Source organism: Paraburkholderia sp. BR14312 (genome assembly GCF_040948675.1).
GTDB classification, from domain to species: Bacteria; Pseudomonadota; Gammaproteobacteria; order Burkholderiales; family Burkholderiaceae; genus Paraburkholderia; species Paraburkholderia nodosa_A.
Genome location: NZ_JBFPKI010000001.1, coordinates 985,102 through 1,004,329 on the forward strand (window position 1 = coordinate 985,102; position 19,228 = coordinate 1,004,329).

At 64.7% G+C, this 19,228-nt stretch carries 15 protein-coding genes; 8 read left to right on the forward strand and 7 right to left on the reverse strand.

Translation table 11 applies throughout. The annotated features are described in order from the left end of the window. Positions 1-69: 69 nt before the first annotated feature. The 4 genes from AB3X98_RS04480 to AB3X98_RS04495 form a co-directional block, all read right to left on the reverse strand. A complete protein-coding gene (locus AB3X98_RS04480) occupies positions 70-960 on the reverse strand; it encodes a LysR substrate-binding domain-containing protein (RefSeq protein ID WP_368602651.1) in 891 nt (296 codons plus the stop codon). A gap of 566 nt (positions 961-1,526) precedes the next feature. Then, positions 1,527-2,507 carry a zinc-dependent alcohol dehydrogenase family protein gene (locus AB3X98_RS04485; protein WP_368602650.1) on the reverse strand — a complete coding sequence of 327 codons (981 nt, stop codon included), beginning with the start codon at positions 2,505-2,507 and terminating at the stop codon, positions 1,527-1,529. Between the two features lie 52 nt (positions 2,508-2,559). Next, positions 2,560-3,957, reverse strand: a complete 1,398-nt coding sequence (locus tag AB3X98_RS04490) for a dihydrolipoyl dehydrogenase (protein WP_368602649.1) — start codon at positions 3,955-3,957, stop codon at positions 2,560-2,562. 131 nt (positions 3,958-4,088) lie between these two features. Beyond that, positions 4,089-5,003, reverse strand: a complete 915-nt coding sequence (locus tag AB3X98_RS04495; RefSeq protein WP_368602648.1) for a LysR family transcriptional regulator — start codon at positions 5,001-5,003, stop codon at positions 4,089-4,091. Between the two features lie 128 nt (positions 5,004-5,131). Here AB3X98_RS04495 and AB3X98_RS04500 point away from each other — a divergent pair, with 128 nt between their 5' ends. Both AB3X98_RS04500 and AB3X98_RS04505 read left to right on the forward strand, forming a co-directional pair. Further along, on the forward strand, positions 5,132-6,055 hold the full coding sequence (locus AB3X98_RS04500) for a DMT family transporter (protein WP_368602647.1): 924 nt from the start codon (positions 5,132-5,134) through the stop codon (positions 6,053-6,055). Between the two features lie 116 nt (positions 6,056-6,171). Then, positions 6,172-7,545 carry an LLM class flavin-dependent oxidoreductase gene (locus tag AB3X98_RS04505; RefSeq protein ID WP_368602646.1) on the forward strand — a complete coding sequence of 458 codons (1,374 nt, stop codon included), beginning with the start codon at positions 6,172-6,174 and terminating at the stop codon, positions 7,543-7,545. Positions 7,546-7,631: 86 nt separating this feature from the next. On the opposite strand, the gene AB3X98_RS04510 is transcribed toward AB3X98_RS04505, so the two are convergent. Further along, positions 7,632-8,432 carry a MetQ/NlpA family lipoprotein gene (locus AB3X98_RS04510; RefSeq protein ID WP_368602828.1) on the reverse strand — a complete coding sequence of 267 codons (801 nt, stop codon included), beginning with the start codon at positions 8,430-8,432 and terminating at the stop codon, positions 7,632-7,634. A gap of 189 nt (positions 8,433-8,621) precedes the next feature. Here AB3X98_RS04510 and AB3X98_RS04515 point away from each other — a divergent pair, with 189 nt between their 5' ends. Both AB3X98_RS04515 and AB3X98_RS04520 read left to right on the forward strand, forming a co-directional pair. Then, positions 8,622-10,118: an MFS transporter gene (locus tag AB3X98_RS04515; protein WP_368602645.1), complete on the forward strand. Its 1,497-nt coding sequence runs from the start codon at positions 8,622-8,624 to the stop codon at positions 10,116-10,118. 141 nt (positions 10,119-10,259) lie between these two features. Continuing rightward, entirely contained in the window at positions 10,260-11,675 is a 1,416-nt protein-coding gene (locus tag AB3X98_RS04520) for a YeiH family protein (protein ID WP_368602644.1), read from the forward strand. A gap of 224 nt (positions 11,676-11,899) precedes the next feature. Here the strand turns inward: AB3X98_RS04520 and AB3X98_RS04525 are convergent, their stop codons facing one another. After that, positions 11,900-12,724 (reverse strand): phosphate/phosphite/phosphonate ABC transporter substrate-binding protein, encoded by an 825-nt coding sequence (locus AB3X98_RS04525; RefSeq protein WP_368602643.1) that lies wholly within the window; start codon positions 12,722-12,724, stop codon positions 11,900-11,902. A 167-nt stretch (positions 12,725-12,891) separates the two neighbouring features. On the opposite strand from AB3X98_RS04525, the gene AB3X98_RS04530 reads away from it, so the two are divergent. Next, positions 12,892-13,854: a fatty acid desaturase gene (locus tag AB3X98_RS04530; RefSeq protein WP_342948686.1), complete on the forward strand. Its 963-nt coding sequence runs from the start codon at positions 12,892-12,894 to the stop codon at positions 13,852-13,854. 3 nt (positions 13,855-13,857) lie between these two features. Here AB3X98_RS04530 and AB3X98_RS04535 read toward each other — a convergent pair whose 3' ends face one another. After that, the gene (locus tag AB3X98_RS04535) at positions 13,858-15,030 is read right to left on the reverse strand and encodes an epoxide hydrolase family protein (protein WP_368602642.1); all 1,173 of its coding nucleotides are present in this window, start codon (positions 15,028-15,030) and stop codon (positions 13,858-13,860) included. 370 nt (positions 15,031-15,400) lie between these two features. On the opposite strand from AB3X98_RS04535, the gene AB3X98_RS04540 reads away from it, so the two are divergent. From AB3X98_RS04540 to AB3X98_RS04550, 3 genes are all read left to right on the forward strand, one after another. Further along, positions 15,401-16,426 (forward strand): amidohydrolase family protein, encoded by a 1,026-nt coding sequence (locus AB3X98_RS04540; RefSeq protein ID WP_342948688.1) that lies wholly within the window; start codon positions 15,401-15,403, stop codon positions 16,424-16,426. Between the two features lie 88 nt (positions 16,427-16,514). Beyond that, entirely contained in the window at positions 16,515-17,243 is a 729-nt protein-coding gene (locus AB3X98_RS04545; RefSeq protein WP_368602641.1) for a substrate-binding domain-containing protein, read from the forward strand. Positions 17,244-17,439: 196 nt separating this feature from the next. Continuing rightward, positions 17,440-19,215: a tannase/feruloyl esterase family alpha/beta hydrolase gene (locus AB3X98_RS04550; RefSeq protein ID WP_368602640.1), complete on the forward strand. Its 1,776-nt coding sequence runs from the start codon at positions 17,440-17,442 to the stop codon at positions 19,213-19,215. The last annotated feature ends 13 nt before the right edge of the window (positions 19,216-19,228 follow it).

The window sequence follows — 19,228 nt, forward strand, 5'->3', positions numbered from 1 at the left end:
CCAGCGATTGAGGGCGATATTAGGCAGCAGGCAAGACGCCTATATTGCGTTCTGCGAAAGATCCCCGATTCACGTATCGGTTTTTTTTATGGGGAGGCCGATCGTCTCGGCCAACGTCGCCATGAATGTGGTGATGAGACGCGCGCCCGAACGGCTGCGCAGGTGGTAAAGATATTCGTATACGGCAGGGCATTCCGGCTCGATGGACACGGAAACGAGCGCTGAGCTGAGGGGCACCTCGCCCGCGGGCATCAGGGCGCAGCCGAGGCCGAGGCGGATCGCTTCACAGATCGCTTCGCGGCTGCCGATCTCGATGAGCGCGCGAGGCTCCACGCGGCGCTGCCCAAGCGCGGCCTCCGTTGCGGCGCGCGTGCACGAGCCCTGTTCGCGCAGCAGCAGCGTTTCGGTCGCGAGCACGTTCAAGTCGACGTTGCGCTGCCCCGCAAGCGGATGGCGAGGTTCGACCACGAGTACGAGCCGATCACTCGCGATGCGATGCAACTCGAGGCTCGCGTCGTCCACGTAATGGGATGAGACCGCGATATCGACGCGATGCTCCGCGAGCGCGTCGAGCACGGCTTGCGAATTGCCGATCTCGATGCCGATCTGGACGTGAGGATAGCGGCGACGAAATGCGGCGATGGTCGGCAGGACGTAGTAGGGGCCGGTGGTCCCGAGCCGGAAGCTGCCCGCGAACAACTCGCACTCGTTGCGCAGTACGAAGTCGATGTCGCTCTCCGCCTGCGTCATCCGGTCAATGAACGGCATGAGCGCCGCGCCGGTCTTCGTCACGTCAAGGCGGCTGCCGCGTCGATGAAAGAGTTGCACGCTGTACCGTTGCTCGAGCTGCTGGATGCGCGCTGTGACGGTAGGCTGACTTATCCCCAACCGTCGCGCGGCAGCCGTGACGCTGCCCTGTCGAACCGTTTCGTAGAATGCAGCAAGCAAAGGAGCGAGCATTTTCTGTTTTCCCAGACATTATCCGGCGGAGGGGATGCGGCATGTGGGGCGACCGTACACCACCGGTGCAGTCCCACGTTCGTGAGATACGTAAGGACTGGAAGCTTTATCCGGGGCACGCGCTACCGAGTTATGAAGTCATTTCCTTGCGGTAGCGATTTGCCGTTCGAGATACGGGGCGGGCAGCACCGGCGAACGCCAGTACGTCGTCCAAACCCATGAAATTGTCCGGCAGTTCTTCGATTTGCTCGATCGGTGGGCTATATTGCGACCATGCGTTCGCTTAATCTCTCGGCAAATGCCGGCGGGGTGTATTCCGAGCGGTCCACGTAGATGTAATCTCTCATTCGGTCGTCGACATTCTGAACGATTTCCATGGCGTCGCCAAGGCAGCTATCGAGCGGCTCCGCGTTTCTCGCTTTGAGCAAAGCTGTTGCCTTTCAGCAAAAGCCGTTAAATAAGGCCACTCAGCAACCGCTTAGTTCTATGCGTCGAAGCAGTCTTTAAAATCCATATGCGATCAAGGTCGCCGGATGTATAGCGCCGCGACGCAGCACAACCTATCCTCAACCAATCTCAACCACAACCTTGCTAGCCGCACTCCCGTCGGCGACAGCCTCATAAGCCCGCTCGGTGTCGTTCAGCGAGAAGCGCCGCGAATCCATCCGCGGCTTAAGCTGCCCCGCCTCGACAAGCCGCGTAGCCTCACCAAGCATCTCACCGTGATGCCCACGGTTCTTCCCACTCAAAAGGGGATAAAGCGTAAACACCCCCGAATAAGTCGCCTCACGAAACGACAGCGGCGCGAGCGCATGCGTGCCCCACCCAAGCGCGCTCACCACGTGCCCAAAATGCTTGACCGCGGCAAACGAAGCATCGAGCGTCTTGCCACCCACCGTGTCCACGACGAGATCAAACCCGGCACCTGCCGTATGAGCTTGAACGTACTGCTCGACGCTCAGCGCGCCGTAATCGATAGGCGTCGCACCCAGTTGCGAAATCACATCGGCATTGCGCGTGCTCCCCGTCGCGAAGACAGTCGCATCAAGCGCGCGCGCAATCTGCACGGCCACGTGGCCGACGCCACCCGCGCCGCCCTGAACCAGCACGCTCTGACCCGCCGCCAGGTGAGCGCGATCGACGATGCCCGACCACGCCGTGATGAACGCAAGCGGCAACGCGGCGGCTTCGCGCATCGAAAGATTCGCGGGCTTGCGCGCGAGGAGGTCCGCGTCGACGGCAGCGTACTCGGCCAGCGAACCTTGGATGCCGCCCACGCCGCCCGTCATGCCGTACACCTCGTCGCCGGGCGCGAAACGCGTGACGCCCGCGCCGACCGCTTCCACCACGCCTGCCATGTCGATGCCGGGCACGAGCGGCAGCGGATGCTTCGCATGATCGGCCTTCCCCGCACGAATCTTGACGTCGAGCGGATTGAGGCCCGCAGCATGAACGCGCACGAGCACCTGGCCCGTTTGCGGTTCCGGGCGATCGAGCGTGGTCAGTTCGAGCGGACTATCGTATTGGCTGAGGACGAGTGCTTTCATTGTTAGTGTGTGTGCCGTTGCGAATTGAAATGGTTAGCCACGCGAGATTCACTCAGCCCTTGTGATTCAGCTGTGAGGCAGCGTCTCGCAAAGCCGTGCGCAAGCCTTCTTCGACCACTGGGTGATAGAACGGCATCGCCAGCATGTCGTCCACGCTCAATCCCAGCTGCACGCTCCACGCGAGCAGGTGCCCGATATGTTCCGCCGCTGGCCCGAGCCATTCCGCACCCACGAAGCGCCGCGTCGCACGGTCCACGTACACGTGGCCCAAGCCGTGGTTCTTGAGCATCACGCGGCTGCGCCCCTGATCTTCGAAGCTCACGGCGCCCGTCACGAAGCGGCCTTCCACCAGTTCCCGATGTGACTTGCCAACCATGGCGATCTGCGGATCGGAAAACACGACTGCTAGCGGTGCGCGGCGCGCAACGGGTTCGACTTCGGGAAAGCGAGCCGCATTGCGGCCCGCGGCGCGGCCCTCGTCGGCGGCTTCGTGCAGCAGCGGCAGCACGTCGTTCGCGTCGCCAGCCAAAAACACCGGCGCGGTGCCGACTTGCAGCGTAGCCGCGTCGAAACGCGGCACGCCGTGCGCGTCGAGTTCGAGCGAGGTGTTTGCGAGGCCCAGCTTCGCCACGTTGGGGTTCCGGCCCGTTGCTGCCAGGACGTAATCAAACGTTGCTTCGGACTGCGTGCCATCCGCACGGGCATAGCGCAGCGTCACGCCCGCGTCGCTGCGCGTAGCCGATACCACACGCCCCTGCGTCTCGAACTGCATTTCTGCGCCGAACACGCGGTGTGCTTCGCTGATCAGACGCGGGTCCGTGAGCGGTCCCACGCTGCCGTGCGAGCCGCCGTACAACGTCACCCGCACGCCGAGCCGCGCAAGCGCCTGGCCGAGTTCCAGACCGATTACGCCCGCACCGACCACCGCCACACTGCGCGGCAAGTCCTCCCACGCGAACACGTCGTCGTTGACGATCAGCCGCTCGCCTAGTCCGGCGAGCGACTCGGGTACCGTGGGCGTCGAGCCCGTGGCGATCACGACGCTCTTTGCGCGCACCTGTATATGCTCGCCAACCTGGAGGAGCCCGTCGTCGATGAAGCGGGCGTGCCCGACCAGGCGGTCCGCTTCGGGCAGGGCGAGCGTGCTGTCAACGACGAACCCAACGAACCGGTCCCGCTCGCTGCGCACGCGCTCCATCACAGCCCGGCCGTCGATCTCCATACCGAGCGGATTCACGCCGAAACGCGGCGCCATCGTTACCGCGTGCGCCGCCTCGGCCGCCGCAATCAGCAGCTTCGAGGGCATACAGCCCACGCGCGCGCACGTCGTGCCGTAAGCGCCGCCTTCAATGATGATCGCGCTTGCACCTTCCGCCTTCGCGGCGCGGTAAGCGGAGAGTCCGGCCGTGCCGGCGCCGATGATGGCGACATCCGTTCGCAATGTTTGCATCGTGTTTCCTCGAGGGGTTCATGCATTCGTTTCCATGACCCAGTCTAGGAGGTCCACACGCGCGGGTGAATGTCGGCGCTGCTCAAGTTCATGCCCGATCGTCTCACGGGCGGCCGGGCGCGGGGCGCCGGTCAACCGGGCATGTGCTGCGCGAGCCAGTCGATCAACACGCGCACCTTCGGCGGTAAAAACCGGTTGGGCGGATAGAGCATCCACACCGGGCCGCTGTAAGCGCGCGGCTCCAGCGACCACTCAGGTAGCACACGAACGAGCAGACCGTCGCGCAGAGCATCCGCCGCGGCGAATTCGGGCAGGCTCGCAATGCCCCAGTCCGCGAGCGCCGCATCGCGCCGCGCGCCCACGTCGTTGGCGATATAGCGGCCCTTCACCTCGACGGTATTCGTCTGTGTGCCGCGCCGGAAGGTCCAGCGGTTGTCGTCGGGCGTTTCGCCGAGATAGAGGCAGTCGTGGCGGGCGAGGTCCTTTGGGTGCTTCGGCGTGCCGTGCGCGCGCAGATAGCCGGTGGACGCGCACGGCATCCACTGCAGCGTGCCGAGCCCGCGCGCCGCGAGCCCCGGCGGCGGCGTGGGCGTCGGGCGAATCACGATGTCGACGCTGTCTCGTACCGGATCGACGTCGCGGTCGGTAAAGATGAGCTGCACCGCGACCTCCTCATACGCGCGCAGGAAGCCGGAAATCAGCGGATGAATGACGCTTTGCGCAAACGAAATCGGCGCGCTGATGCTGACGCGGCCATGCGGGCGGTCGGTGAGGCGGCTGGCGGCTTGCGCCGCGCTGGCGGCGGCTTCGACCATGTCCGTACAGTGACGGTAGACTTCGGCGCCGGATTCCGTGAGCCGCAGGCTGCGCGTGGAGCGCTCCAGCAGGCGCGTGCCGAGCGCGCGTTCGAGCCGCTGCATCTGGCGGCTCACCGTGGAAGGGGTGCTGCCGAGCTGGCGGGCCGCGACCGAGAAATTACCGGCGTCGACCACACGGGCGAAGGCGGCCAGATCGGGGAGCAGGGGCAGGAGGTCAGCGGGATTCATGGCAGTCAGGGTTAAGTCATCATCTGTGCATCCAGAGCATAAATGATGTTCCGTCGAAGTGGATTATCGCCGGGGAGTCATTGCCGGACAATGTGCCCGTTCCCGGCCAATCTGCACGCTCGTTCCCCATGAATGCCCTGACCCGTTCGTCCCGCACCGTCGATCTATTGCTTGTTGCTGTCGCGCTTATCTGGGGCACGAGCTATGGCGTGGTGAAGGGTGCGCTGCTTGTCTATCCGGTGCTGGGTCTGCTCGCGCTGCGCTTTGGCACCACCTTCGTGCTGCTGTCGCCCGCGTTACACGGTCTGCGTCATGTGACGTGGCGCGAGCAGATCGGCGTGATCGGCGCAGGACTCCTGCTGCTCGGCATCTTTCTGGCCGAGACGTTTGGCGTGTCGCTCACGAACGCCTCGAACGCCGCGTTTCTCATCAGCCTGTGCGTAGTCCTCACGCCGCTCGTGGAGTGGGCGTGGCTCAAGCGCGCGCCGCGGCCGGTGGAATGGGCGGCGGCTGGCGTGTCGCTGTTTGGCGCGCTGCTCCTGACGGGCGGCCATGTGGCGGCGAGCCCCGGCGATCTGCTGGTCGTGCTGGCCGCGCTGCTGCGCGCATTGACGACCTGCGCGGTCAAGCGCGTGATGAAGTCGGGTGCCGTGCCGCCGCTCACGGTGACGGCGGTCCAGTCCGCCGTCGTTTCGATCGGCTGCGCCGCGCTCGCGTTGACTGTTGCGCCCGAACAGTGGCGGCCGTTGCCGCCCTGGCAGGGGCACGGCGTATTCTGGGGCAGCGTGATCTATCTCGTGGCGGGCTGCACGCTGTTCGCCTTCTTCGTGCAGAACTACGCCGTGAGCCGCAGCAGCCCCACGCGCGTGGCGTTGCTCATGGGCAGCGAGCCGGTGTTCGGCGCGCTCTTTGCATGCGTGTGGCTTGGTGAGCGGCTTACTTTGGCCGCGTGGATCGGCGGCATGCTGATCGTTGCCGCTTCGCTTTTCGCGCTCAAGCGGGAACCGCAGGCCGAAGCGCAGATAGAAGCGCAGGACGCCGTGAAAGCGTAGGCCGCGCCCACATCCGCAAAGCTGATATGCAATTGCGAATTAACTGGTAGGGGATCGGGACGCAGGCTGTTCCAATGGGCGTTTGGACCTTCGATGCCGCAGGAGCGAGCCTTACGATGGCGAAAACGAACAAACCCATTTTGCTCAACGCGTTCAACATGAATTGCGTGGGACACATCAATCACGGGCTGTGGACGCACCCGCGCGACCGCTCGACCGACTACCGCACGCTCGCGTACTGGACGAATCTCGCGCGTACGCTGGAGCGCGGGCTCTTCGACGGGCTTTTTCTCGCCGATATCGTGGGCGTCTACGATGTCTATCAGCGCAACGTGGACGTGACGCTGCGCGAGTCGATCCAGTTGCCGGTGAACGACCCCACGCTCGTCGTGCCGGCCATGACCGCTGTGACCGAGCATCTCGGCTTTGGCGTGACGGTGAACCTCACATACGAGCAGCCTTATTTGCTGGCGCGGCGCTTTTCGACGCTCGATCACCTCACGCAGGGCCGCATCGGCTGGAACATCGTGACGGGCTATCTGGACAGCGCGGCGCGCGCCATGGGACTCGAGCAGCAACTGCCGCACGACGAGCGCTACGACCGGGCGGACGAATACCTGGAAGTCCTCTACAAACTCTGGGAGGGCAGCTGGGAAGCGGACGCCGTGCGGCGCGACAAGGCCGCGCGTGTTTTCGCCGATCCCGCGAAGCTGCATCGCGTGGAGCATGCGGGACGTTACTACCGCGTGGACGGTTATCACCTGGCGGAACCTTCGCCGCAGCGCACGCCGGTGCTGTTCCAGGCGGGCAGTTCGGGGCGCGGGCAGCGCTTTGCGGCGCGTCACGCGGAATGCGTGTTCATTTCGCCGCCAAGCCGCGCCGCCGCGCGTGAGACAGTGCGCGCGTTGCGCGAACAATTGGTGCAAGCGGGGCGCCGGCCCGACGATGTGAAGGTCTTCGTCGGCGTGGCGGTGGTGCCGGGCTCCACTGAGCGCGAAGCGCGCGAGAAGTATGCCGACTACCGGCAATATGCGAGCCGTGAAGCGGGGTTGGCGCATTTCGCGTCGAGCACGGGTGTCGATTATTCGCAATACGATCTGGACGCGCCCGTGGATTATGCGCCGGGCAATGCGATCGAATCCGCCACGCGGACGGCGAAGCAACACGGCTGGACGCGGCGCAAGCTGCTGGAGATGTTCGAGCTGGGTGGGCGCTATCCGGCGATTGTCGGCAGCGCTTCGCAGGTGGCGGATGAACTGCAGGCGTGGATTGACGAGGCGGATGTGGATGGGTTCAACCTGAGCCGCACGGTCGTGCCCGAGAGCTACGAGGATTTCGTGGATCTCGTCGTGCCGGAGTTGCAGGCGCGTGGGCGGTATAAGACGGCGTATGCGCCGGGGACGTTGCGGGAGAAGTTGTTTGGGGGGGAGGCTACCTTGCCGCAGCGGCATGCTGGGGCGGGGTATCGGTGGGCGGGGGAAGTGGCTTGAATGGGATTTAATGGGAGAGGCCAAAGCGCCGGGGAGCCGCGAACAAAAAGCATCACGGCGCCCCGCGGCAAACCCCACCCACTCCCTTACTGCTGCGGCGCCCCCTGCCAGGCAGGCAACGTAGCCCCGTGATACACAGCAATAATCTCCGACGCCACATTAGGCTGCTGATAGCTCTCCACAAGCGCACGCACCCAACCCGCGTTAGCGTCCTTCTCATTCACGGCAATGAAGTTGCGATAAGGATTGCCAGTCACCTTCTCCTGAGCAATCCGCTCCTGCGGAATCTCGATGCCGGATTTGACGGCCCAGTCCGTATTGACAACGGCCGCATCCAGATCGCCAATCGCGCGCCCGACGATACCCGAATCAAGTTCCTTGATATGGATATTCTTCGGGTTCTTCGCGATGTCGCGTGCGGTCGGCAGCAGGCCGACGTCCTCGCGCAACGTAATGAGTCCCTGTGCCTGGAGCAGCAGCAGCGAGCGGCCTTCGTTGCTCGGATCGTTCGGCACGCCAATGGTCGCGCCCTGCGGCAGGTCTGCCACTGACTTCACCTTGCGCGAATACAGCCCGATAGGCTGCACGTAGGTAAAGCCGACCGGCACGATCTTGTAGCCGCGCGCCTTGATCTGCGCGTCCAGATACGGCTTGTGCTGGAACGAATTGGCGTCGAGGTCGTGGCTGGAAAGCGCTTCGTTGGGCTGCGTGTATTCGGAGAACGTGGTCACCTTGATCGTGAGGCCGCGCTTCGCGGCGTTGGCGGCCACCACGCGCCACACGTCCTCGTCTTCACCCGACATGATGCCAACGCGCAACGTCTGGTCTGCCGCGTGCGCGAGCGTCGCGCCCCCAATACTTACGCCCAGCGCGAGCGAAGCCAGCATCGCGCCCAGCAAGGTTCTTTTCTTCATAGAATCCATTATTCGAAGAGTTGTGGATAGGGCGATGCTAGAGAGCGCGCGGCAAGCGGACAACCAATTTTGGGAGGATTGCTTAGCTATATTCGTCGTTTTGCGGCACGCAGCGACGTGGCTAGGATGCAGCGATTCCATTCCTCACGCGAGTCTCGTTCCATGTCCACTCTCGCCGTTCCCGCTTCGGAACTCGTCGAAGCCGCCGGGCAAGCGCAAGCCCCGCAACATGCCGTGATCCGCTCCGCTCAGGACGTCTCCCGTATCGTCAACGCCGGCGCAGCGCAGGGCAGCAACGCGCGTATCGTGATCGCGATCGCACTGGGCGGTGTGTTTCTCGATGCCTACGATCTCACCTCGCTCGCCTATGGCATCAAGGATATCGCACGCGAATTCTCGCTATCGCCAGTGCAAGTCGGCTTCGTTTCGGCGGCCATTACGTTCGGCGCGATTCTCGGCGCCCTGTTCGGCGGCTATCTCACGGACCGCATCGGGCGCTACCGCGTATTCATGGCCGACATGCTGTTCTTCGTGGTGGCCGCAATCGCGGCCGGGCTCGCGCCCAACGCCTGGGTGCTGGGCGGCGCACGCTTTCTCATGGGCTTCGGGGTGGGGCTCGATCTGCCGGTCGCCATGGCGTTTCTCGCCGAGTTCTCGCGCGTGGCGGGCAAGGGCAACAAGGCGGCCAGCGTGGCGGCGTGGTGCCCCGCGTGGTACGCGGCCACGAGCACCTGCTATCTGCTCATTCTCGGCCTCTATGCGATCCTGCCCGAGCATCAGCTCGGCTGGCTCTGGCGTATCACGCTCGCGTTCGGCGCGGTGCCGGCGCTCGTCATCATTGCCGTGCGTAGCCGCTATATCAGCGAGTCGCCCGTGTGGGCCGCGAATCAGGGCGATCTGGAAGGCGCGGCGCGCATTCTCAAGCGCTCGTATGGCGTCGATGCCGTGGTCGAGCGCGGCGAAGCGCCCACGCGAGCGCCGCGTGCCGCTTCATGGCGCAACTACGGCGTGCTTTTCAACGCCACGTATCGTCGCCGCACGATTCTTGCCGCAACGATCGGCGCGGCGTCTTCTTTCGGTTACAACGCGATCATTTTCGGCCTGCCCGTGATTATCGCGAGCTTTTTCCAGCAGGGTCCGCTCACGACCATCGTTGCTTCGCTCACGCTGAACCTGTTGTTCGCTTTCGTTGGCGGGTTGATCGGCGTGCGTACCGCGCCCACCGTCGGCGCGTGGAAAATGACCGTTCTCGGTCACACGCTGCAGTTCGTCTCGCTCATCGGTCTTGCGCTGATCGGCCATCCGGGGAGCGCCTTTTTCGTTGTGGTCGCCATTCTGCTGCTGGGCGGCTATCTGTTCGGGCAGGGCTTCGGCCCCGGCTCGCATTGCATGACCTATGCTTCGCTCAGTTATCCGACCTCGCTGCGCGGCATTGGCGTGGGTTTCAATCAGACGCTCGTCCGCTCCGCTTCCACGGTGTCGCTATTCCTGTTTCCCGTGCTCGCCGCGGCGCTCGGCACGAAGGTCTTCTGGGTGATCGCCATCGCGCCGCTCGCTTCGCTGCTTGTGCTGCTCGCGATCCGGTGGGAGCCCTCGGGCTACGACATCGATAGCGAGGATTATGCGGATGAACGCGAAGAAGCTGCAATTGCAGCATAAGCAAAGAGGAATAAGTCATTTTCGTTTCGAACATGCGCATTCCATACTGAGTGCGAGGCGCGTGCTTCGGGATGTGTAGCGCCTGTTTAACGGCGACATGGCGATTGCCGCAATCGAGGTTTGAACAGGGGAAAACTAACTATGAGCCATACGACTCTTGCGGATGAGAGTGGCAAGCGCGCGGGTGAGACCGTCACCGCGCAACGCAGGCCGTTCGGGACGGAAGACTGGTGGGCGGTTGCAATCGGGCTGTTCGTGATTGCGATCGCGTATGGGCTGTTTGCTTCGGGCGGCAGTATCAAGAGCCTTGCCGTGGCGCCCGGGCGCTGGAACGACTTCGACGAGCTCGCTCGCAACCTCGCCGCGCATGCGGGAGCCTATGTCGCGCTTTTCGTGGGGTTTGCGGCCGTGTTCTCGGTGGCCATTGCGGCGCTCGGCTTGCCGGTCGCGCAATTCATTCGGGGATTCTTCGTCCTCTTCGTGGTGTCGGCGGCCATCTTCATCGTCGGCGCCTGGGCGCAGGCCGCGCGCTACAACCTTGAGCCGCCGCTCATCGCACTGGCGCTCGGGCTCATCGTGTCGAATATTTTCACTGTGCCCGCCTGGCTTGCGCCGGCGCTGCGCGTGGAGTTCTACATCAAGGTCGGGATCGTGCTGCTCGGCGCGACGCTGCCGCTCACGTTGATTGTGTGGGCGGGGCCGGTTGCCGTGGGGCAGGCTACCATCGTTTCGCTCGTCACGTTTTTCGTGATCTATGGCACGGCGCGGGCGCTGAAGATCGACCAACGCTTCGCCGCAGTGCTCGGCGTGGGCGGTGCGGTGTGCGGCGTTTCGGCCGCGATCGCGATTGCGGGCGCGGTGCGCGCGCGGCGCGAGCAGGCTTCGGTTGCGATCACGCTGGTCGTGGTGTGGGCGATCGTGATGGTGTTCGCGCTGCCGGCGCTTTCGCGTGCGTTCGGCCTGCCGACCGGTGTGGCTGGGGCGTGGATCGGCACTTCGGAGTTCGCGGACGCGGCGGGCATTGCTGCCGCCCAGGCCTACGGCGACTTTGCGCGACACGCGAGCGGCGCAGTGGCGGGTGCGCCCGATGCATCGCTGCAAGCATTCGTGTTGATGAAGGTGGTGGGCCGCGACATCTGGATCGGCATCTGGGCCTTCGTGCTGGCGATCGTGGCGACCACGCGCTGGGACCGCGAGGCCGGTGACGAAGTGCAGACCACGACGCGCGCCCGCGAAATCTGGACGCGGTTTCCCAAGTTCGTGGTCGGGTTCGTGATTGCTTCGGCGTTTGTCACGTGGGTCGCTTCGCACTACACGCTGGCCGAATACCGCAGCGCCGTAACGCCAGGCTTCGTCGCGCCGATCGTCGCGTTGCGCACGTGGGCGTTCACGTTCTGCTTTCTCAGCATCGGCCTCACGACACGCTTCGCCGCGCTTTCGTCAACGGGCGTCAGGCCGCTCGCCGCGTTCACGGTCGGTGTGGCCGTGAATGTGGTGCTCGGGTATCTGCTTTCGGTGCACCTGTTCGCGCCGTACTGGCTTGCGCTCGGAAAATGAACTTGAATGGCGCGGCGCAATCCGGGAAGCGCCCACTGTGCGGGCAGTGTGCGCACTGGGCCGAAGACCGCGCGTTGCTGGAGGCACGCATCCCCGGGTTGGCTTCGTTCGGCTCGGCTTATGGGGCGAGTGTCGGGGAGAGCCGGTTATGTCTGCGGCACGACCGTTTGACTCAACCGGAGGACCGCTGCGCGGCATTTGTTGCGCGCATCGCGTGAGGCCATTCAACGAAGCTCGGGATAGCCTTGCTGCGCGGCGGCATTCGCGATTGCTTCGATCTCGGCGTACGTCTCTCCCCTGAGTCGCGCGAATCCGCGCAGGCGCAACGTGCGTGCGCGCTCGGCGTCGGCTGCATGAGCGGCATCTAGCGCATCTCGCAGCGCCTGCGTCTGATCCTCGCCGAGCGCACGTGAGGCGATCAGCGGAAGGCCTGGGGCTGAGGCTGTCATGCCGATGGTTTGCACGCCGTCGAACCGTTCGGGGTGCGAATCGTGCAGCAATGCGAACGTGACGCAGTCGATCGCGCCCACGTCGGCCGCGCCGCTCGCCAGCGCGCGTAACGTGGCCGCGTGCGAGCCTGTCCAGAGCACCGAGGCAAAGAAGCGGCCCTCGCGGGCGAGCGGCGCGACCGCGTGGCGCAACGCGTTCATGCCGCTATGCGAATCCGCGCTGTTGCATGCGGCGCACAAGCCGCGGCACGCTTCGAGCGTTTTCGCGCCGCGTTCCCACGCCTGGGATGAAACGGCAAGCACGCTTCGATAGCGCGGGCCTTCGCAACCGGGTGCGTCGAATATCGGGGTCGCGATCAGGCGGACTTCGTTGGCGAGTCCGAGCACGCGGTACGGAAACCCGCAGGTCTGCGAGAGCAGCAAGTCCTCGCGGCGCCAGTGCGGCATGAGTTCGCCCTCCGGCGCGTTCTCGATCGTGACGTCGCCTATGTCGAACGAGCGCGCCACGATGCCCAGACTGTCGCTCAACAGCGAGCGCCACGCCGCCGCATGTTGCGGCGTCACGTTGTACATCGGCAGGCAGGCGATCCAGCGGGTCATGGGCGCATTCTACGCCGCACGCAGCTGGCGCGTCGCGCAGCGCGGTGAGATAAGCAAATGGCAATTCGTTGGTTGGTGAGGCGCCGCGCGTTCGGTATGGTGAGGACCTGCGTTGCTTTGCTCTCCGTATGGAGTGGCACCATCCTTCATCGCGGGAACTGGCGAACATGGCCGAATATTTCGACGCAGACCACGCGCGGGAAGTCGCCGCGCTCGCCACCGGGTTCACCGCACGCACGGAATGGCCCACCTGGCTGCTCATCGCCGTGATCTACGGCGGCTGGTTTGCGGTGCTCGCGTTCGTGCGCTCAGGTCTGCTCACGCTCGTGGCCGCCACGCCGTGCCTCATCGTGCTGTGCGCATGGCACATGTCGCTCCAGCACGAACTGCTGCACGGTCATCCCACCCGGTTCGCATGGCTGAACATGGCGCTGGGCTGGCCGCCGCTCGCCGTCTGGTTTCCCTATGCGGTCTACCGCGAGAGCCATATGGCGCATCATCGCGACGAAGCGTTGACCGTGCCCGGCATCGACCCCGAAACGAACTACGTGCAGCACGAGCAATGGGTCCGGCTGCCGCGCTGGCATCGCGTGCTGTGGCACGCACGCAAGAGTTTCGTGGGCCGGGTGGTGATCGGGCCGCCCATGAGCGTGGCCGCCATGCTCGCCGGCGCGGCGAAAGCGCTGCGAAGCGGTGACTGGCGAGACGTGCCGATGTGGCTCGCGCACTGCGCGGCCGTCGTGGTGCTGCTCGCGTGGGTGCAGCGTTACGCGGGCGTGCCGTGGTGGTGGTATCTCGCCGCCGTCACCTGGCCCGCGCTCGGGCTCGCGATGGTCCGCTCGCTGTACGAGCATCGCGCGGTGTCGCATCCGAAGGCGCGCATCGCCATCAACGAGGCCGGGCTCGTCATGCGCTTTCTGTATCTGAACAACAACTACCATCTCGTGCACCACGATCTGCCGCGCTTGCCGTGGTTTCAACTGGCGCGCGCCTATCGCATGCGGCGCGACGACTATCGGCACAAATGCGGCGGATTCGTGATCGAAGGTTATGCCGCGCTGCTCAGGCGTTACGCGTGGCGCGCGACGGATGCCCCCGCGCATCCGTTCGGCGACAACGCCGCGCAGTGACCTTCATTCCCGAAACCGTTTAAAGAAGCGGCGAATGTCGGCCGCGAGAAGATCGGGCTCTTCCATGGCGGCGAAATGGCCGCCGCGCGGCATGTCGGTCCATTGCGCGACATCGAACACACGCTCGAGCCACGACGGCGGCGGATGATTGATCTCCTTGGGAAAGCGCGCGAAGGCGACGGGCGGCGCCACGCGTTGCCCGGCCGCGAAGCGAAACGGCTGAAGACGGTTCTCCCAGTACATCTGCATGGATGTGCCGATGCTGCCGGTGAACCAGTACAGTGAAAGATCCGTGAGCAAGGTGTCCTTCGAGAACCGGCGCTCGATGTCACCGTCGCAGTCGCTCCATGCGCGAAACTTCTCGCCGATCCACGCGGCCAGTCCCGCGGGAGAGTCGTTGAGCGCCGCTGCCGCCGTCTGCGGCTTCGTGCTGTGCATATGCGCGTAGCCGCCCTCCAGCGCCGCCCAGTCGGTCTTCTCACGCAGATAGGCCTGTTCCGCCTCAGTGAGTGGGGCTTGCGCAGCGTCGATTACCGGTTCGTAGGAGCTGGGCAGGAAGTTCAGATGGATGCCCTCGACGGCTGGGCTGTGCCGCGCGGCGAGCGCAATGGACACGCCCGCGCCGAGGTCGCCGCCCTGCGCACCGAAACGCTCGTAGCCGAGACCGCCCATCAGCGCGGCCCACAGGTCTGCGATCTGGAGCGCGGAGGTGCCGGGCGCTCCCGGCGCGGGTGAAAAGGCAAAGCCCGGCAGCGACGGGACGACGACGTCGAACGCTTCGGCCGGGTCCGCGCCGAATGCGGCGGGGTCGCAGAGCCGGTCGAGCAGCGCATGGAATTCGACGAACGACCCCGGCCAGCCGTGCGTGATGACGAGCGGGTAGGGCTTCGGGCCCGCGCCGCGCCGATGCACGAAGTGCACGCGCTGGGCACCTGCGCCACCCGCACCCCCCACTTCAGCCATAAATTGCGGCAGCCGGTTCAGCGCGCGTTCGGCGGCGCGCCAGTCGTATTCGTCTGCCCAATACGCGACGAGCTCGCGCAGCCACGCAGTGTCGGCCCCTTGTTGCCACGCCGGCGAGGGCGTGGCGTTGGCCCAGCGCGTGGCGCGCAAACGCCGGCGCAGGTCGTCGAGTGCCTCTTCGGGAACGCGAATTTCGAATCGGTCGATATGCATGGTGGTTCATCCGTACGCTGGCAGGCCGAGGAACTGACGATTATGAGCGAATTCGCCGCAGCGCACCGGCCGCCCCCAGGGACCCTTCGAATTCCATCGATCGCTTACCAGATGTTTATCGAGCCATCAATTTAATTTATCGGCATTTGGCCGGCGCGGCAGGGCGGTGCGCCGCCTCATCCGGGCGAGGCGGCGCGGCGCAAACCCCACGGCGTCCATGGTTGCCGGTATTTTCCGCCGTCGGCTCCCGCACTCGCTTATTGGCGCCAGCGGTATTATTTGCGCAGTCCAGGTAATAGCCCTGGCTACTAGCGCGGTGGGGCCAATTCGTACCGTAGCGCCACGCTTCGAATCAGCAGCAGAGGTCCCAATGATCATCGACATTCACGGCCACTACACTACGGCGCCCGCAGCGCTGGAGGCGTGGCGCAAACGCCAGATAGCGGGCATCGCCCATCCGTCCGGGATGCCGAAGGTATCGGAGCTGAAGATCAGCGACGACGAATTGCGCGAATCGATCGAACTCAATCAGCTCAAGCTGATGCGCGAGCGCGGTCTCGATCTGACGATTTTCAGCCCGCGCGCGAGTTTCATGGCCCATCACATTGGCGACTTCGAGGTGTCGAGCACCTGGGCCGCGATCTGCAATGAGCTGTGCCACCGCGTGAGCGAGCTTTTTCCGGAGCATTTCGTGCCGGCCGCGATGCTGCCGCAAAGCCCGGGTGTCGATCCCGCCACGTGCGTGCCGGAACTCGTCAAGTGCGTGGAGCAGTACGGCAATGTAGCGGTCAACCTGAACCCCGATCCCTCGGGCGGCCACTGGACGAGCCCGCCGCTTTCCGATCGCCACTGGTACCCGATCTACGAGAAGCTCGTCGAATACGACATTCCCGCGATGATCCACGTAAGCACGAGCTGCAACGCGTGCTTCCACACCACGGGCGCGCACTACCTGAACGCGGACACGACTGCGTTCATGCAGTGCCTGACGTCGGACCTGTTCCGCGATTTCCCCACGCTGCGTTTCGTGATTCCGCACGGCGGCGGCGCGGTGCCCTATCACTGGGGACGCTTCCGCGGTCTCGCGCAGGAGCTGAAGAAACCGCCGCTCAGCGAGCATCTGCTGAATAACGTGTTCTTCGACACCTGCGTCTATCACCAGCCCGGCATCGACTTGCTCACACGCGTGATTCCCGTGGACAACATTCTGTTCGCGAGCGAAATGATCGGTGCGGTGCGCGGCATCGACCCGGAAACGGGCCACAACTACGACGACACGAAGCGCTATATCGAAGCCGCGCATGTCGATGCCGCGGATCGCTACAAGATTTACGAAGGCAACGCGCGCCGCGTGTATCCGCGCCTCGACGCGCGGCTCAAGGCAAAGGGGTTGTGAGCGCGCGCGTAGCGGCTCGCAGTCCATGCGACACCAGCGAAGCGCAAGACAAGGCGGCCTCGCTCACTCTGGACTGAAACGGAAGTCAATGACAAAGGACGATGTGAAAAGCAACGCCGCACTGGCGGGGGTCGGGTCGATGGCGACGCGTCTCCTGCTCGCGGGCCTCGCCGAGCAGTACGAGCGTGAAACGGGGCAGCGGCTGACCGTTGCGGCGATAGGCGGCGTGGAAGCCGCGCGCCGCGTGCAGGCCGGCGCGGCATTCGATTTCGCCGTGCTGGCCTCGGCGGCGATCGACCGCCTGGCGGCGGGCGGGCACCTCGTCGGTGCGCGCACGGACGTCGTGCACTCCGGCATGGCGGCGGCCGTCGCCGCCGGCGCGGCGCACCCGGATATCGACACCGAGGACGCACTGCGCGAGACGATGCTGCGCGCGGCGCGCATCGGCTATTCGACGGGGCCTAGCGGCGACCATCTGTTGCGGCTGATCGAGCGCTGGGGTGTGGCCGAAACGCTCAGGCCGCGCCTCGTGATGGCGCAGCCGGGCGTGCCGGTGGCGAGCCTGATCGCGGCCGGTGAGGTCGAGATCGGCTTTCAGCAATTGAGCGAGCTAAAGGATGTGCCGGGCGTGGAAGTGATCGGGCCGCTCCCGGCCGGGGCGCAACTCGTCACGGTCTTTTCCGCGGCGATCTGTGCGGTGTCGCAGCAGCGGCAGGCGGCAGCGGATTTCCTCGCGTTCCTCGGTTCGGCGCGCGCCGAGGCGACCAAGCGGGCGTTCGGCATGGAGCCGGCCGGCAACGCGGCGTACGGGCCGTAGCAGGGCACGAGCAAGACGGCAATAAGGGAAATAGAAGGGGCAATATAGAAGGGGCAACAAGGCGATTGGCTTGGACATTTCATGTCGCATGGTCTACGTATCCAAAGTAATTAGGCTTACTAATCAGAAAAAACAGAATCGGAGGCGTGAAAGTGAATCAGAAAAAAACCAGGACGTACGACACCAGGAGGCAAGCATGAGAAACCTGCAAACCCGACGGCTTTTCACGAGCGTGCGCGCTCGTGCCGCCTCGCTGCTCTCGCTGTTCGCGCTCTTCGCGGCGGCCACGCTCGTGGCCGCGTGCGGCAGTGGCGGTAGTGGCAGCAGTAGCGCCGATGCATCGAAAGCGCCGCTTGCAGTCGTGGCGCCCGTGGTGGATTGCTCGAAGCTTGCGTCGGTCGATATCACCGATATTGGCGGCGCGGGCAGCGCGATTACTTCGGCTAGCGTGACCACGGCGACCATCAACGGTGCTTCTGTCAACTTCTGTACCGTAAAGGGCACGCTCGCGCCTTCGAATACGTTCGAAGTGGCACTGCCGGTGAGCACGTGGACGCAGCGCTTTGCGGCGCTGGGCTGTGGAGGCCTGTGCGGCAACCTGAGCGACCCGACCCAGCAGTCGTCGTTCAGCTTCAGCTACACGTGCCCGCTCGTGCAGGAAGGCGGCTTCGTGACGGCGGCGACCGACATGGGCCACTCGGGCAACGACACGACGTGGACTACGGACCCGCAAAAACAGGCCGATTTCGCCTATCGCGGGCAGCACATCACGACGCTCACGGCGGAGAAGCTCATCAAGGCGTACTACGGCCAGACGCAGAAGTACGCGTACTTCATCGGCTGCTCGGACGGCGGCCGCGAAGCGCTGATGGCCGCCCAACGCTATCCGAACGACTATAACGGCATCATTGCGGGCGCGCCGGCTGCGCACTTCCAGATCCAGAACTCGCTGTATCACGGCTGGAGCGTGGAGTCGCAAAGCACGACCGGCGACAGCACCGGCAACGCCGTTCTGTACGCCGACAAGGCGCTCGTGCTGCACAAGGCAGTCATCGCGGCATGCGGCGGCCAGGCGGGTGTGCCCGATGGTCTGATCGCCGATCCACGCACCTGCAATTTCGATCCCGCATCGATCCAGTGTGCGCAGGGCGCGACGAACACGAGCAACTGTCTGACCGCAGCCGAAGTCGCCACCGCGAGCAAGATCTATGGCGGACCGGTCGACGCGACAACGGGTGAGCGCATGCTGGCCGGCTCCCCGCAGATGGGCTCGGAGGAGAACTGGGTCGGCGTGGAAGTGCCCACGACGAATTCGACGGCCACGCCGGTATCGGTGAAGAGCCTGTTCAGCTACATGATCGTGACGGGTGCTTATAACCTGATCTTCACGGGCTCGCCCACCATGCCGACCATCGACACCTTCGGCTACACGGATGCGAGCTTCTACCCGACCTACCTGCAGGCCAACCATCCGCTGATGGACGCGACGAACCCCGATCTATCGGCGTTCAAGAAGGCGGGCGGCAAGCTGATCCTGTGGCACGGCTGGGCGGATCAACACATTTCGCCGCTCTTCACGATCCAGTACTACGAAGCGATGCAGAACACGATGGGCGCTTCGAACGTGAGCGATTTCGCGCGCCTGTACCTCGTGCCCGGCGTGGCCCACTGCGGCGGCGGCGAAGGCTTCCCGAACATCGACCTCGTCTCGCAGATCACGGCGTGGGCCGAGCAGGGCACGGCGCCGAATGCGGTCATGACGTACCAGACCGATTCGTCGAACAACGTGACGGCCAGCCGCCCGGTTTATCCGTACCCGGCCGTCGCGCAGTTCACGGGCACCGGCGACTGGCACCTCGGTGCGAACTGGACGCAGGGCGCACCGCTGTACAACCAGCCGACGCATACCTGGACAGGCTCGAGCTTCTATGCGACGTACACGCCGACTACGCAGGGTGTTGCCGCGCCTTAACGGGTGAATTTCG